Origin of the sequence: Enterobacter cloacae complex sp. CARB60 (assembly GCF_036487345.1) — a bacterium.
GTDB lineage: Bacteria > Pseudomonadota > Gammaproteobacteria > Enterobacterales > Enterobacteriaceae > Enterobacter > Enterobacter asburiae_D.
The window spans coordinates 4,387,837-4,403,333 of sequence record NZ_JAZKLC010000002.1; the positions used below are offsets into that span (position 1 = coordinate 4,387,837).

Annotated in this window: 15 protein-coding genes; 4 read left to right on the forward strand and 11 right to left on the reverse strand. The window is 57.3% G+C overall.

Annotation, left to right across the window (positions count from 1 at the left end):
- Positions 1 to 3 precede the first annotated feature (3 nt).
- From livJ to ftsY, 6 genes are all read right to left on the reverse strand, one after another.
- A complete protein-coding gene (gene livJ, locus V4835_RS22140; protein WP_074147346.1) occupies positions 4 to 1,104 on the reverse strand; it encodes a branched chain amino acid ABC transporter substrate-binding protein LivJ in 1,101 nt (366 codons plus the stop codon).
- A gap of 197 nt (positions 1,105 to 1,301) precedes the next feature.
- Complete coding sequence (locus tag V4835_RS22145) at positions 1,302 to 2,567, reverse strand: 4-aminobutyrate--2-oxoglutarate transaminase (RefSeq protein WP_331413745.1); 1,266 nt, start codon at positions 2,565 to 2,567, stop codon at positions 1,302 to 1,304.
- Between the two features lie 136 nt (positions 2,568 to 2,703).
- A complete protein-coding gene (gene rpoH / locus V4835_RS22150) occupies positions 2,704 to 3,561 on the reverse strand; it encodes an RNA polymerase sigma factor RpoH (RefSeq protein ID WP_024906692.1) in 858 nt (285 codons plus the stop codon).
- A gap of 251 nt (positions 3,562 to 3,812) precedes the next feature.
- On the reverse strand, positions 3,813 to 4,868 hold the full coding sequence (ftsX, locus tag V4835_RS22155; protein WP_029741817.1) for a permease-like cell division protein FtsX: 1,056 nt from the start codon (positions 4,866 to 4,868) through the stop codon (positions 3,813 to 3,815).
- A complete protein-coding gene (ftsE, locus tag V4835_RS22160; RefSeq protein WP_023310016.1) occupies positions 4,855 to 5,526 on the reverse strand; it encodes a cell division ATP-binding protein FtsE in 672 nt (223 codons plus the stop codon). Before ftsE ends, ftsX begins: the two co-directional genes overlap by 14 nt.
- Before the next feature lie 2 nt (positions 5,527 to 5,528).
- A complete protein-coding gene (ftsY, locus tag V4835_RS22165; RefSeq protein WP_331413747.1) occupies positions 5,529 to 6,989 on the reverse strand; it encodes a signal recognition particle-docking protein FtsY in 1,461 nt (486 codons plus the stop codon).
- 127 nt (positions 6,990 to 7,116) lie between these two features.
- Between ftsY and rsmD the strand changes: the two genes are divergently transcribed.
- Together rsmD and V4835_RS22175 are read left to right on the forward strand one after the other, a co-directional pair.
- Positions 7,117 to 7,719 carry a 16S rRNA (guanine(966)-N(2))-methyltransferase gene (gene rsmD, locus V4835_RS22170; protein ID WP_063145311.1) on the forward strand — a complete coding sequence of 201 codons (603 nt, stop codon included), beginning with the start codon at positions 7,117 to 7,119 and terminating at the stop codon, positions 7,717 to 7,719.
- Complete coding sequence (locus tag V4835_RS22175; RefSeq protein ID WP_010436509.1) at positions 7,703 to 7,984, forward strand: DUF1145 family protein; 282 nt, start codon at positions 7,703 to 7,705, stop codon at positions 7,982 to 7,984. Before rsmD ends, V4835_RS22175 begins: the two co-directional genes overlap by 17 nt.
- A 60-nt stretch (positions 7,985 to 8,044) precedes the next feature.
- Here V4835_RS22175 and V4835_RS22180 read toward each other — a convergent pair whose 3' ends face one another.
- Positions 8,045 to 8,401 carry a DUF2500 domain-containing protein gene (locus V4835_RS22180; protein ID WP_331413748.1) on the reverse strand — a complete coding sequence of 119 codons (357 nt, stop codon included), beginning with the start codon at positions 8,399 to 8,401 and terminating at the stop codon, positions 8,045 to 8,047.
- Positions 8,402 to 8,530: 129 nt separating this feature from the next.
- Between V4835_RS22180 and V4835_RS22185 the strand changes: the two genes are divergently transcribed.
- Together V4835_RS22185 and zntA are read left to right on the forward strand one after the other, a co-directional pair.
- Complete coding sequence (locus tag V4835_RS22185; protein WP_029741976.1) at positions 8,531 to 9,157, forward strand: lysoplasmalogenase; 627 nt, start codon at positions 8,531 to 8,533, stop codon at positions 9,155 to 9,157.
- 77 nt (positions 9,158 to 9,234) lie between these two features.
- Positions 9,235 to 11,406, forward strand: coding sequence for a Zn(II)/Cd(II)/Pb(II) translocating P-type ATPase ZntA (zntA, locus tag V4835_RS22190; RefSeq protein WP_331413749.1), 2,172 nt, complete (start codon positions 9,235 to 9,237; stop codon positions 11,404 to 11,406).
- 88 nt (positions 11,407 to 11,494) lie between these two features.
- Here zntA and ubiA read toward each other — a convergent pair whose 3' ends face one another.
- The 4 genes from ubiA to V4835_RS22210 form a co-directional block, all read right to left on the reverse strand.
- Positions 11,495 to 12,364: a 4-hydroxybenzoate octaprenyltransferase gene (ubiA, locus tag V4835_RS22195; RefSeq protein ID WP_063145314.1), complete on the reverse strand. Its 870-nt coding sequence runs from the start codon at positions 12,362 to 12,364 to the stop codon at positions 11,495 to 11,497.
- Positions 12,365 to 12,376: 12 nt separating this feature from the next.
- Positions 12,377 to 12,874: a chorismate lyase gene (ubiC, locus tag V4835_RS22200; protein ID WP_063145315.1), complete on the reverse strand. Its 498-nt coding sequence runs from the start codon at positions 12,872 to 12,874 to the stop codon at positions 12,377 to 12,379.
- 180 nt (positions 12,875 to 13,054) lie between these two features.
- Positions 13,055 to 14,008, reverse strand: coding sequence for a maltose operon protein MalM (gene malM / locus V4835_RS22205; protein WP_331413750.1), 954 nt, complete (start codon positions 14,006 to 14,008; stop codon positions 13,055 to 13,057).
- 113 nt (positions 14,009 to 14,121) lie between these two features.
- Positions 14,122 to 15,435 (reverse strand): maltoporin, encoded by a 1,314-nt coding sequence (locus V4835_RS22210; RefSeq protein WP_331413752.1) that lies wholly within the window; start codon positions 15,433 to 15,435, stop codon positions 14,122 to 14,124.
- Positions 15,436 to 15,497: the final 62 nt, after the last annotated feature.

Genomic DNA, 15,497 nt, shown 5'->3' on the forward strand with positions numbered 1-15,497 from the left:
GTTTTATTTTGCGTCTGTCGCCGTCCCGTTCGCATGCCAGTCAAACACGCCGAACTCGAAGCCCTTCAGGTCGCCCTTCGCGTCCCAGGAGAGTGGCCCCATGACGGTCTGGACCGTGTTCGCTTTCAGCCAGGTGGCAATCTCAGCCGGGTCGGCTGACTGGTTCAGGCCCGCCTGCAGAGACTGCAGCGCCGCGTAGGTGGTCCAGACGAACGCGCCGCTTGGATCCTGTTTCTTCGCCTTGATGGCATCCACGATAGGTTTGTTCGCAGGGACCTGGTCGTAGTTCTTCGGTTTGGTCACCAGCAGGCCTTCGGCTGATTCACCCGCAATGTTAGACAGGGACACGTTCGCCACGCCTTCCGGGCCCATAAACTGGGTTTTCAGGCCCGCAGCGCGCGCCTGGCGCAGGATCTGGCCCATTTCCGGGTGGTAGCCACCGTAGTAAACGAAATCAATATTCTCTTTCTTCAGACGCGCCACCAGGGTGGAGAAGTCTTTCTCACCGGCAGTGATCCCATCGAAGAACACCACGTCAGCATTGGCTTTCTTGAGGTTGTCCTGCACGGAACGCGCCAGACCTTCACCGTACTGCTGCTTGTCATGAACGATGGCAATGCGCTTCGGCTTCACTTTTTCAACGATGTATTTCGCCGCGGTTGGGCCCTGGTCAGAGTCCAGACCGGTGGTGCGCAGGGTCAGCTTGTAGCCACGCGCGGTCAGCTCTGGTGCGGTCGCCGCCGGGGTGATCATCAGAATACCTTCGTCTTCGTAGATATCAGACGCTGGCTGAGTAGAGGAAGAGCACAGGTGACCGATAACGTATTTAATCCCGTCGTTCACCACTTTGTTCGCAACCGCGACCGCTTGTTTCGGGTCACAGGCATCATCATATTTTACGATTTGCAGTTTTTCGCCTTTGATACCACCCTTAGCATTAATGTCTGCAACCGCCTGCTCAGCGCCGGTAAATTCCTGGTCGCCGTACTGTGCTACCGGACCGGACATTGCGCCAACCACGGCCACCTTGATGTCTGCCTGTGCCATGGTGCTGAATGCCAACGCGATACATCCTGCCAGTAACGCTTTACCCTTCATGTTCATCCTGAGATTCCCCATTATTATGGTTATTACGATTGTTGTGATGTTGTTGTGCAGCGCTTTATGTCAGTTATAGGTGTGCTGTCCGCGCTTTTTCAGCATACTCTGCTAAAACATACCCGATTTTTATGATTTTGGAATAGCTAATTTGAAATGAATATATGCCAGGCCCGGCAGGGATTTTCGCCGGGCATGTGGCTTTAACGTGTCAGCGACGCGGAGATAATGTCCAGCGCTTTACGGAACTGCGCTTCAGGGATAGTCAGCGGATAGAGGAAGCGAATGACGTTGCCGTAGACGCCGCAGCTCAGAAGAAGCAGCCCTTCCTGCAACGCGCGCTCCTGCACCTGGCGGGTAAATTCCGGCGAAGGCTGACCCGTTTGCGGGTCGTTAAACTCCACCGCCACCATCGAGCCCTGCGCGCGAATGTCAGCGATATACGGGCAGTGTTCCTTCGCCTTGTTCAGCACTTCCACCAGATGATGGCCAAGATGCGCCGAGCGCGTGCAGAGATCCTCTTCATCAATCACATCGAGTACGGCATGCGCCGCCGCAATCGCCAGCGGGTTTCCGGCGTAGGTACCGCCCAGCCCGCCCGGCGCGGGTGCGTCCATCACCTCAGCACGGCCCGACACCGCTGAGAGCGGCATTCCGCCCGCCAGGCTTTTCGCCATGGTGATCAGATCGGGCTTCACGCAGTGGTGTTCCATCGAGAACAGCTTGCCGGTACGGGCAAAGCCGCTTTGCACCTCGTCGGCAATCAGCAAAATACCGTGGGTGTCGCACAGGGCGCGCAGCGCCTGCATAAAATCAGCTGGCGCAATGTTGAAACCGCCCTCGCCCTGAACCGGTTCGAGAATAATGGCCGCGACCTGGTCGGGGGCGATGTCCGCCTTAAAGATGCGTTCCAGGCTTTTCAACGCTTCCGCCGTGCTGACGCCGTGCAGGTCATTCGGATACTGCGCGTGATAGACCGACCCGGGGAACGGGCCAAAGCCGAGCTTGTACGGCGCAACTTTGCCGGTCAGCGCCATGGTCATAAAGGTGCGGCCGTGGAACGCGCCGCCGAAGGTGATAAGGCCAGGACGTTTGGTGTACGCCCGGGCAATTTTGACCGCGTTTTCGACCGCCTCAGCTCCCGTGGAGAAAAACGCCGTTTTAGCCGGACCGTCAACGGGCACGCGCTGGTTGATGCGCTCGGCAAGGGCGACATAGCCCTCATACGGCACAATCTGGTACGCCGTATGGGTAAACGCGTGGAGTTGTTTTTCAATGGCGGAAATGACTTTTGGATGGCGATGCCCGGTATTCAGCACCGCGATCCCGGCGGCGAAGTCGATGTACTCGTTGCCTTCCACGTCCCACACCGTGGCGTTTTCAGCTTTATCGGCATAGAAGTTACACATCACGCCGATACCGCGCGGCGTCGCCTGTAAACGCCGGTCGTTCAGTTCGTTATTTTTCACCCTGTCCCCCTGAGAAAGTCGCCTGCTTAGCGCATCAGTAAGTGTTTGCCAGGGGGAGGGAATTCGCCAGAGCGGGCGCTAAAAAAACAAAACCCCCGAATTTGCATTCGAGGGTTCTCGGTGTACTTCGCGGAAATTACGCTTCGATAGCGGCGCGAAGTTTTTTCATGGCGTTCTTTTCAAGCTGGCGGACACGTTCCGCAGAAACGCCGTAGCGGTCGGCCAGCTCCTGCAGCGTGGACTTGTTGTCTTCGTCCAGCCAGCGGGCGCGGATAATATCCTGGCTACGTTCGTCGAGGCCTTCCATCGCATGGGTCAGCTTGTTCGCGGCCTGATCTTCCCAGTTATCCTCTTCGATGCCATCGGCAAAGTTAGAGGTTTTATCCTGCAGATACAGAACCGGCGCCATCGGCTGGCTGTCAGATGCGTCGTCGTCGGAGGACATATCAAAGGTCATGTCCTGCGCGGCCATACGGGATTCCATCTCACGCACGTCTTTGCTGGTTACGCCCAGCTCGCGCGCCACCATTTCCACTTCATCCTGGTTGAACCAGCCCAGACGCTGCTTGGTTTTACGCAGGTTGAAGAACAGTTTGCGCTGCGCTTTTGTCGTGGCGACTTTCACGATACGCCAGTTGCGCAGCACGTATTCGTGAATTTCTGCTTTGATCCAGTGCACGGCGAAGGAGACCAGTCGCACACCCACTTCCGGGTTGAAGCGACGTACAGCCTTCATGAGACCGATGTTACCTTCCTGAATCAAGTCCGCCTGCGGCAGGCCGTAGCCCGCATAATTACGAGCAACGTGAACAACAAAGCGCAGGTGAGACAGGATCAGCGTCTTAGCTGCTTCCAGATCGCCCTGGTAATGCAGCTTTTCAGCAAGCTCCTTTTCTTCCTCGGCCGTTAACATCGGCCAGGTGTTCGCAGCCCGGATGTAAGATTCCAGGTTACCAACAGGGGCTAAAGCTAAAGTTTGCATTTCTTTGGTCATTCATTCCTCTCAATGTTTCTTCTGGTCCAGGTCGTCCCCGTCAGGCAACAACCATGCCAAAGCGTTTGAGCAACGAGATTAGCATTCACTCTTTTATCAGACAGTGATTTTATCCACAAGTTCCAGGTGCAACGGTGAATAAATTACGCACAAAATGTGACATGGAAATGATAACAGGGGGAGCGACGACAGGGACGCTTTCCCTGCAGAGCGAACATCTCGGTGCAGGGAAAGATTATATCACGCTTTTATTAGTCGGGAGTAAAGTGACGTAAATGTTGAACGGTTGCCAGCCAGGCTGCCACCCACCCAATCATTGAGCAAACCAGCAGCAGTAACAGGCACTCATCGAACCCTAAGCCACTGATATCAAACTTCGTTCCGAAAACCTGCGCCACTTCAGTCACGGCAGACGAAAGCCGCATCACCAAAATTTCTGACAATATCAGTGAAAGAAATGCGCCGGAAAAACCGAGTAATGCACCGCCGTAAAGGAACGGTCGGAGGATGAAGCCATCCGTCGCACCAATCAGTTTCTGCACGTTGATGGTATCGCGACGGGCAAAGATGCTCAGGCGTACGCTGTTACCAATGACGAGGAAGACCGCCGCCACCATCAGCACGCCAATCATCGCCGCGACGCGTCCTACCAGTCCGGTCAGGGCAGCAAGGCGCGCAAACCAGCTGTCGTCCATGCGCACTTCATCAATGCCCTTAATGCGCGTGATGCGATCGCGCAGGGTGTTAAGCGAATCGGTCCCCTGGAAATCCAGCTTCGGGATCACCACCGCCACGGCGGGCAGCGGGTTCTCTTCGAGCATATCCAGCGCGCCGCCAAAGCCAGACCAGTTACGGAACTCGCCCAGCGCGTCTTCACGTGAGAGATAGTTGACCTTCTCCACGCCCTGCTCGGCCTGGATTTGCCCAACCACCTGCGCCGCGGCGTTATCGTCGAGCGCTTTATCCATATAGACCGTGATCTGCGGGGACGGATAATACTGTGAAGCCGCCTGGTTGACGTTTTTATAGACCATATAGCAGACGCTTGGCAGCGTCAGGGAGATGGCAATTACCATCACCGTCAGAAACGTCGCCAGCGGTTTGCTTTTCAGGTCCTGCAGCGCGCCGTGGAAGGCGTAGCGCACCTGCTCGTTAAACACGTTGGTTTTACGGGAGGCCGGTTTTGGCGCGGCCTTCTGGCGCTTCGGCGCATTACGATTGCCGTCACCACCGCCCTGCGGCTTACGGAAACGGTCAAACCGGTTCCCGAACTGCCGAATCTGGTTCATTGCATCACGCTTGTTCACCGTGGCCTCCGTGCAAATGCCCGTCGCTCAGGGTCAGCATGCGGTACGAACGACGGGAAATGAGCCCAATGTCGTGCGTCGCCATCAATACGGTGACCCCTACGCGGTTAAATTCCTCAAACAGACGCAAAATCCCTTCGGACAGGGCATCGTCCAGGTTACCGGTTGGTTCATCCGCCAGCAGCACCGCAGGCTTGTTCACCACCGCGCGGGCGATGCCCACGCGCTGCTGCTCACCGCCGGACAGCTGGATCGGGAAGTTCTTCGCTTTGTCCAGCAGCCCGACCTTATCCAGCGCCGCAGAGACGCGACGGCGGATATCGTCATAGCTGGCGCCGGCAATAATCAGCGGAATGGCCACGTTATCGAAAACGGTGCGATCCATCAGCAGGTGGTGATCCTGGAAAATCATGCCGATCTGACGACGCAGGAACGGCACTTCGCGGTTTTTCAGGCGGCTGATCTCATGGCCGCCGAAAAAGATTTTCCCGGCGCTTGGCCGCTCGATCCCACAGATAAGCTTGAGCAGGGTACTTTTCCCCGCGCCGGAATGGCCGGTCAGGAATGCCATCTCGCCCGGCTGCAGGTGGAATGTCACCCCCTGCAGCGCTTGTCTCCCACCGAGATAGGCCTTGCTGACGTGTTCAAAGCGAATCATTGTTAGTCCTCTCGGGCAAATAATGCCTCAATAAAGTCGTCCGCTTTAAACGGACGCAAATCCTCAATACGCTCGCCCACACCGATGTAACGGATAGGAATGCCGAACTGATCGGCCACGGAGAAGATCACCCCGCCTTTCGCGGTGCCGTCCAGCTTGGTCAGCGCGATCCCCGTCAGTCCTACCGCTTCATTGAACAGCTTCGCCTGACTGATGGCGTTCTGTCCGGTGCTGGCATCAATGGTCAGCATAATTTCATGCGGTGCGTCTTCGTCCAGCTTCTTCATGACGCGAACGATTTTCTTCAACTCTTCCATCAGGTGCGATTTGTTCTGCAAACGCCCTGCGGTATCGGCAATCAGCACGTCCACGTTGCGCGCCTTCGCCGCCTGGATGGCGTCGAAGATCACGGACGCGGAATCCGCGCCGGTATGCTGGGCAATCACCGGAATGTTGTTGCGCTGGCCCCAAACCTGCAGCTGCTCAACCGCTGCCGCACGGAAGGTATCGCCCGCCGCCAGCATCACCGATTTGCCCTGCTGCTCGAACTGACGCGCCAGCTTGCCGATGGTGGTAGTTTTACCCACGCCGTTCACGCCAACCATCAGAATAACAAATGGCGTTTTGCCTTCAATATTAAGCGGTTCGTCAACTTTTGCGAGAATTTCGCCCATCTCGTCTTTCAGCAGACCGTACAGCGCCTCGGCGTCGCGCAGCTGTTTGCGGCTCGCCCCTTCGGTCAGGTTGGCGATGATCTTACGGGTGGTTTCCACGCCAACGTCCGCAATCAGCAGCTGTTCTTCCAGCTCTTCAAAGAGATCGTCGTCGATCTTCTTGCCGCGGAACAGACTGATAAATCCGGAACCTAAGTTTTCTTTGGTTTTGAGCAGGCTGCGCTTCAGGCGTGCGAAGAAACCTTCTTTAGTCGGTTTTTCCTGCTCCTGAACGATCTCTTCTTCCGGTTCTTCTTCCACCGGCACGACGATGACCGCTTCTTCAGCCGCTTCCGCAGCCAGCGCCTGGGCTTCCAGCTCTTCGTCGGTCAGTTCTGGCTCGAGTGCCGCCTCTTCTTCAACCGCCTCAACGATTTCAACGGTTTCCGCTTCGGCCTGCCACTCTTCGGCAGACACCTCTTCGGCTTTCACCTCTTCCGGCAGCGGCAGCTCTTCGCGCTCGATTACGGCCTGCGGCGCTTCGGCAACGGCCTCAACGACAACCGGTTCTGGCTTCTCGCTCTCCTGAACCTGTTCAGTGACCTCAACCACCTCTTCAGCAAAGGATTCAATCTCTTCTTTGCTGTGCGCCGTTTCTTCCGCTTCGACAACCGCGGCGGTTTCTACAGGCGTTTCAGGCTGTGACTGCTCTTCAACGGCTTGTTGCTCTTCGGTTTTCTGTTCTGTTTCTTGCTCTTTTTCACCGAAGCCCAGCCAGGAAAAGAAGCCACGTTTTTTTTGTTTTGCCATCTGCGACTACACTCCTCGCGGCGCTATATACATGGAAGCTAAAAAAATGATGAAATAGTCTAACACTTTACTTAATTGACATCACCGCCCGCAATCGCAGGCCAATTGTTAACAGAGCTTTCCTGAGATGAAGAAACCCAACCGCGCCCCGGCCGGTCAAATTCGTATTATCGGCGGTCAGTGGCGAGGCCGGAAATTACCGGTGCCGGATAGCCCCGGTTTACGCCCTACTACCGACCGCGTGCGCGAGACGCTGTTTAACTGGCTGGCCCCGTCAATGGTAGACGCCCACTGCCTGGACTGCTTCGCCGGAAGCGGTGCGCTCGGGCTGGAAGCGCTGTCGCGCTATGCCGCCAGCGCCACGCTGCTGGAGATGGAGCGCGGCGTTGCGCAGACGCTGCAGCAAAATCTGGCGACGCTGAAGGCGGGCAACGCCAAAGTCGTGAACACCAACACGCTGAGTTTTCTAGCGCAGAAAGGCACGCCGCATAACGTGGTGTTTGTCGACCCGCCGTTCCGCAAGGGGCTGCTGGAGGAGACGTTATCCCTGCTGGAGCAAAACGGCTGGCTGGCGGATGACGCGCTAATTTACGTTGAAAGCGAAGTGGAAAACGGTTTGCCGCCGGTTCCCACTCACTGGGATCTGCACCGTGAAAAAGTCGCGGGTCAGGTTGCTTATCGTCTGTATCACCGTCAGGCACAAGGAGGATCCGATGCCGGTACTGATTAACCTGGGACGTTTGCTGATGCTGGGCGTCTGGGCGTTCTTGATTCTGAATCTGGTGCACCCGTTCCCGCGCCCGATGAACATTTTCGTTAACGTGGCGCTGATTTTCACGTCGTTCATGCACGCCCTGCAGATGGTGATGCTGAAAAACGGCCTGCCGAAAGACGGCCCGCAGATGACGGGCTGGCAGCAGCTGCGCGTGTTTATTTTCGGCGTGTTTGAGCTGCTGGTGTGGATGAAAAAGTTTAAGGCGCAGGTGAAGAAGTAAGGTGCGGCCTGATGCCCTCACCCTAACCCTCTCCCACAGGGAGAGGGGACTGTTCGTGCATTATTCCGTCCTGAACCCCTCAAACCGCGACCCTTTGTAGCTCAACGTCCCTTTCTCCCCCACCGTCAGCTGATGATACTGCTGCGCCTCCAGGCGGAAGGTCATCTCCAGGCCGCCCGTTTCCGGCTTAAAGCTCGCTTCATAGCGCATGCTGGTTCCCGCAGGCGTCACCTGCTGCTGGCGCGAGCGGCGGTCGTTGAGCGGCTTCTCACGCTTGTTCGTCACCACCACGCGCTTTTGCATCAGCGGCGCGGCATCGTTATCCGCCTTCTCGCGGCGCTGCTGCACGAAACGGAACGAGGCGGCAATAACGATAATCGCCACCACGATAATGAAAAAAAGCGGCATCTTGCTCATTGAAAAATCCCATCAGATTATGCGGAATTCAGGATACCTTGCCTGTACCGGCATTGCCAAACGCCCGCTCGCGTCACTACACTGGATCAGAAACTGATTATTCAGACTTAACAGATACAGGGAGTTAATATGCTTTGGTCATTTATCGCTGTCTGTTTTTCCGCATGGCTTTATGTCGATGCGTCGTACCGCGGTCCCACCTGGCAGCGCTGGTTGTTTAAACCGGTCACGCTGTTGCTCCTGCTGCTGCTGGCCTGGCAAGCGCCGATGTTTAACGCCGTCAGCTATCTGGTGCTCGCCGGGCTGTGTGCGTCCCTGATAGGCGATGCGCTGACTCTACTCCCCCGCCAGCGTCTGCTCTATGCCGTGGGCGCGTTCTTCCTGTCGCATCTGCTCTATACCATCTACTTTGCCAGCCAGATGACGCTCTCGTTCTTCTGGCCGCTGCCGCTGGTGCTGCTGGTGATTGGCGCACTGCTGATTGCGGTGATTTGGTCACGTCTGGAAGAGATGCGTTTGCCGGTCTGCACGTTTATCGCCATGACGCTGGTGATGGTGTGGCTGGCGGGCGAGCTGTGGTTCTTCCGTCCGACCGCTCCGGCAATGTCCGCATTCTTCGGTGCCGCGCTGCTGCTGATCGGGAATGTCGTCTGGCTGGGCAGCCACTATCGCCGCCGCTTCCGGGCGGATAACGCGATTGCCTCCGCCTGCTACTTTGCCGGGCATTTCCTGATTGTGCGTTCGCTTTATATCTAAAATAGCGCTTGACTCTGGAGTCGACTCCAGAGTGTATGCTGCGGTTAATGAGAAAATTATCATTGCCGGAGACTGCCATGTCGACTCCAGAAATACCTAAAAAAGTTCCTCAATTCTCGGCACTTAAGCTCAGGCCGGCTCCGTCGAAAGACGACTGCTGCTGCGAAGGCGCGTGCGAAACGCCAACTCAACCCCTTCCTGAAAGCGGCAACCGCTTCAGCTGGGTCGTCAACGGCATGGACTGCGCGGCCTGCGCCCGCAAAGTGGAAAACGCCGTCAAACAAGTGCCGGGCGTGAGCCACGTTCAGGTGCTGTTCGCCACCGAAAAGCTGCTGGTTAGCGCCGATAACGACGTCAGCAAGCAGGTTGAAGCCGCCGTTAGCAAGGCGGGATATACCCTGCGCAGCGAAACGGCGCCCGTTGAAAAAACCTCCTCCCTGAAAGAAAACCTGCCGCTCATTACCCTCATCATCATGATGGCCCTGAGCTGGGCGCTGGAACAGATTAACCATCCGTTCGGCAATCTGGCGTTTATCGCCACCACCCTGGTCGGGCTGTTCCCGATTGCCCGCCAGGCGCTGCGCCTGATGAAAAGCGGCAGCTGGTTTGCCATCGAAACGCTGATGAGCGTGGCGGCAATCGGCGCGCTGTTCATTGGCGCGACGGCAGAAGCGGCGATGGTGCTGCTGCTGTTCTTAATCGGCGAACGTCTTGAAGGCTGGGCGGCAAGCCGTGCGCGTAAAGGGGTCAGCGCGCTGATGGCGCTGAAGCCGGAAACCGCCACTCGCGTGATAAACGGCACGCGTGAAACGGTCGCCATCAATACGCTGCGCCCGGGCGACGTGATTGAAGTGGCCGCCGGGGGGCGTCTGCCCGCCGACGGCGCGCTGCTTACCGCCACCGCGAGCTTTGATGAAAGCGCCCTGACCGGGGAATCCATTCCGGTAGAGCGTGCCGCAGGTGAAAAAGTGCCTGCTGGTGCCACCAGCGTCGACCGCCTGGTGCAGCTCATCGTGCTTTCCGAGCCGGGCGACAGCGCTATCGACCGTATCCTGAAGCTGATTGAAGAGGCCGAAGAGCGCCGCGCGCCGGTCGAACGCTTTATCGATCGCTTCAGCCGGATTTATACCCCTGCCATCATGCTGGTTGCCCTGCTGGTCACTATCGTTCCGCCGCTGTTCTTCGGCGCGCCGTGGGAGGGCTGGATCTATAAAGGCCTGACGCTGCTGCTGATTGGCTGCCCGTGCGCGCTGGTGATTTCCACCCCGGCGGCGATTACCTCCGGGCTGGCGGCGGCGGCACGTCGCGGGGCGCTGATTAAGGGCGGCGCGGCGCTGGAACAGCTGAGCCAGGTCCAGCATATCGCCTTCGATAAAACCGGCACGCTGACCGTCGGCAAGCCGCAGGTGACCGGCGTGTATCCGCAGGACATCAGTGAAGACGAACTGCTAATGCTGGCCGCCGCCGTGGAGCAGGGCTCCACTCACCCGCTGGCGCTGGCGATTGTGCGTGAAGCCCAGGCGCGCGGGCTGAACATCCCTCCGGCAACCGCCCAGCGAGCGCTGGTCGGGTCAGGGATTGAGGCCTCCGTTGACGGTAAAAAGGTACTGATTGTCGCGGCTGGCAAGTCTTCTCATCCAGAGGTTGAGGCGCTAGAGCAGACCGGACAAACCGTCGTGACCGTGATGCAGGACGGCGTCGCGAAAGGGATGCTGGCGCTGCGCGATACCCTGCGCGATGACGCAAAAGAAGCCGTAGCGGCGCTGCATCAGCTAGGCGTGCAGGGCGTTATTCTTACCGGTGATAACCCTCGCGCGGCGGCAGCGATTGCCGGTGAGCTGGGGCTGGAGTTTAAAGCCGGATTGTTGCCTGCGGATAAGGTCAGCGCGGTAACGGAGCTGAACGCTCGCGCGCCGCTGGCGATGGTCGGTGACGGGATTAACGATGCCCCCGCGATGAAAGCCTCCACCATTGGTATAGCGATGGGCAGCGGTACCGACGTGGCGCTGGAAACGGCCGACGCGGCATTGACGCACAACCGCCTGACCGGGCTGGCGCAGATGATTAGCCTGGCGCGGGCGACGCGGGCCAATATCCGTCAAAACATCGGCATTGCGCTCGGTCTGAAAGGGATTTTCCTGGTGACGACCCTGCTCGGCATGACCGGGTTGTGGCTGGCGGTGCTGGCGGATACCGGGGCAACGGTGCTGGTGACGGCGAACGCGCTTCGGCTGCTGCGCCGCCGGTAAAAAAGCCGGGTGGCGGCTACGCCTTACCCGGCCTACAATTCGTCACGACACGTAGGCCCGGTAAGCGTCAGCGCCACCGGGCTATTTTTCAGGAGAAGTAGCTCATCGCCAGGCCTAAAAACAGTACCAATCCGACGTAGTTGTTGTTCATAAACGCTTTAAAACAGGCGTCGCGCTCGCGCTTCGCAATCAGCTTTTGCTGGTACGCAAACAGCAGTCCCGCCACCAGCACGGACCAGTAAAACTCCCAGTTCAGACCGTTCAGGCGACCGATCGCGACCATCAGCGCCAGTACCGCGACCTGCAGGATACCGATAATCAGCTTGTCCTGACGACCAAAGAGGATGGCGGTTGATTTGATGCCAATTTTCAGGTCATCGTCGCGGTCTACCATCGCGTATTGCGTGTCATACGCCACGGCCCAGAGAATGTTCGCCAGGAACATCAGCCAGCAGCTGAGCGGTAAGGACTCACTAACCGCCGCAAACGCCATCGGAATCGACCAGCCAAACGCCGCGCCCAGCACCACCTGAGGCAGGTGGGTATAGCGCTTCATAAACGGATAAACCCAGGCCAACGCCAGCGCCGCAACGGAAAGCAGAATGGTCATGGTGTTGAGGGTTAACACCAGCAGGAAAGAGAGCAGCACCAGAACAATGAACAGCACGCGGGCTTCTTTCCCGGTGACCTGCCCGCTGGGTAACGGACGACCGGCAGTACGCTTAACATGGCCGTCGAATTTACGATCGGCATAGTCATTCACCACGCAGCCCGCCGCGCGCATCAGCCAGACGCCGGCAACGAATACGCCCAGGATCCACAGCGGCGGCACGCCCGGCGTTGCGAGCCACAGCGCCCATAGGGTCGGCCACAGCAGCAGTAACGCGCCAATGGGTTTATCGGTACGCATTAAGCGGTGATACGCCAGCAGCTTATTCTGCGTCAGGCTCCACTCCATTTTTTCTTCCTCTTAGTACAACGGTGATGCCGGTAAAAAAAGCTCCGTCAGAATTAACGGTTTACCGCTCAGGCGAAGGCGGGAACGACGCCCCCAGAGTTCGGCATCACGACCAATCTCAATAAAATCCCGGGTAAGCTCAGACGAGGTGAAAAGGTAACGCCCCAGCGGCGTTTTCCCCAGACGCTGCAGCGCCAGTTCTGGCCCGGAAAGGGTGGACTCGGGCACCACCGTCCGCCCGGCAAGCCATGGCTCACCGTCAGCACAGAGTAAAATTTCGCGCAGCCAGTAACGTGGCTCTTTCGGCAGCAGCGGCAGCTCGCTGGCGATCTCATCGCCAGAAACAAACCCTTCCTGAATCAGGGTCACCGTGACCGTTTTACCCTGTTGTTCAAAACGTTTCGTCATGGAATCTTCCAGCAACAGCCAGTCCAGCTGCTGCGGATCAAGCGCAGGTATTTGGTCGAAATAGCGCAGCGCACGCAGTTGCGTTAGCGCAGGGTGTGACATGCCAGACTCTCCGATACATAACGTAATGGCATTGTATCGCAGAAACACGGATTGAGGGGGGCCAAACGTTATTTAACGATCACGATCGCAACATGGGCGCAACAGCCTGGCGGATACGAAAAAAAGTGCGCCCACTCAGGCGCACCAAACTACTAACAAATCAGCACTGTGGGGAAACGGTTACCCCTTGCCTTTTACACTGCTGATAAAGGTGGAACGGGCAGTGGTTGAACCTAAGCGTTCGGCTTCATCAAGCAGTTTCAGCGCTTTATCGACATCGCCGCGCTTCACCGCCTGCTTAATGGCGTTGTTGAAGTACTCTTCGGTGTCGTTCAGAACCGGCTCAGCTTTCTTCGCCGGGGCAGGCGCTGCGGTCGCCACCGGTGCGGCTGCCGTAGCAGCTGGCGCGGTATAGGCAGGAGCAGCAGTGTTACCTACAGTGACAGGGCCGGTACCGGAGGAGCCAAACAGCGGGCCGACCAGCACGCTGGACGCATTGTTCGTTGAGACTTTCAGCTTGAGCAGGCCGTCGGTGACGTGGCGCGCTAAAGGATCCGGGATATCCGGAACAGAGTTACCCGTTCCTTTGGCGTAGGCTTTTGCCGGATCGATAAGCTTAGTGGTCTGCTGTAGATCTTTTTCAGTCGTGAAAACCAGAACATAAATCTTCTGCTGTCCCAAAGCTGGCGTCAGGCGCATTTTGCCTTCCAGGCGGTCGGCGCTCATGACGCCAGGCTCCTGATAGCTAAAGTACTCGCTTGGGAAGAAAGCAGATGGCGTCAGATTCTGATCCAGAATCAACACGTTCGGCGCAAAGACGCTGGTTTGCTTGTTCACTTCGCTGGTCAGCGTCAGGGTCAGCTCACCAATGTTGGCCGGCACGCTGTAGGCGGCAACAGGCCCGGCGATCCCCGGCACGTTCAGCTGCTGGCCGCCCGTAGAAAGCTGTGTCGACTGTGTTTTGGATTGATCAACAGGCGTCCATGTCAGCTGCTGGAGCGCCGCCGCCGGGATCGCCGGCGCAGCGCTGGTATTTTGTGGTACGAAATTCACGTCTGCAAAGGAGACCGCCGGAACACAGGCCATCAGCCCCGCAGAGAGGCACAGCGCGACGAGACTTTTCTTCATTTTCATTGTTATTACCTCTGATAGCGTGAGCACTGCGGTGGCCAGGCAATAGCGCGCAGCACCCTAAGGATAGAGGGGCTTTCGCCCCTCTTTTAGGTCATTACGTCAGGTCTAACGAATTACCACCAGATTTCCATCTGGGCACCGAAGGTCCACTCATCAGAGTCGCCACGGCTGAAGGTTTTTGCGGACGTGTCGCTGTACGCAATACCAGAGTCATAGCCTGCACCGGAGTCGCCGTTCGCGTAGCCCCATTTCTCATCCCATTTCGCGTAGGTTGCGAAGACACGGATAGCCGGACGGGACCAGATGCTGTCGCCAGCCTGCCATTGCTGTGCCAGGGTAATTTTGTACTGGCTGTTAGTGTCGTCAGTTTTCTGAGACTTGACGTTGTCGTAGCCCACTTCCAGCAGGGTGCTCATGATTGGCGTCCATTTGTACATAGGACGAACGCCGACGGTCCACCATTTGGTGCCGTTGTTGTTATCCAGGTTGATGTCCTGGTACATACCCACGTACATCAGATCCCAGGAATCGCCCAGAGAGATCGCACCGTGGTCCAGAACACGCCACATGTCGCCGTTGTTGTTGATGCTACCACCTTCCGGACGGCCCTTGCCGTTGGAGGTCATAGAGTCAGTTGCGTACTGCAGCACAAACTTGTTAAAGCCCTTCAGCATGCTCTGGGTATGTTCAGCGGTGAACATCCAGCCGTCTTTAGACGCGCCAGGCTGCAGGTAGTAGTCATCTGGAATATTGGTGTGGCCATAATCAACACCGAACTCCAGCGTACCGCCTTCGTTGACCTGCATCTGTGCTAAACGGACGTCGAAGACATCGTTCGGTACCAGGTTGTCATAAATACGGTTACCCAGCGCGTCACGATCGGCAAAGGTCGCTGAGCCGCCCGCTTCAGAAGAACGGGTTGCTGCCAGAGAGAGCTTACCGAAGCCCAGGTCGATGTTTTCGATACCCGCACCAGGACCTGAAATATCCCAGTAGTAGAAGTCGATCATGTGAACGTCATGACGCTGATAGAAGCGCTTACCGGCCCAGATGGTAGAACCTGGCAGTGCTTCAATGAGGTTTTTACCCTGCACGTTAGCTTCACGGAAGGCTGGGCTGGTGGATTCCCAGTCGTTCTGCTGAGAGACGGAATACGCGACGTTGGTGTCGAAGTAGAAGCTCTTATCGCCCTCTTTCCACACTTCCTGGCCCAGTTTCAGTTCAGCGTAGGTTTCACATTCGTTACCGAGACGGTATTTACTTTGAGCACCTGTTGCCTGGAAGCATTGCTGTTCACCGCCACTCCCGGTCCAGCCAATGCCGGAACGAGCATAACCTTTAAAGTCCACGGCGCCTGCCTGGGCAGACAGGATGCCTGCCGCAACGGCGATTGCCAGAGGGACTTGTTTGCGCAGAGTAATCATCATTCTATCTCCTGAGATCATTGCTTTTCTTTGAACACTTCACCTGTCGGTTTCGTGTCTTCTTT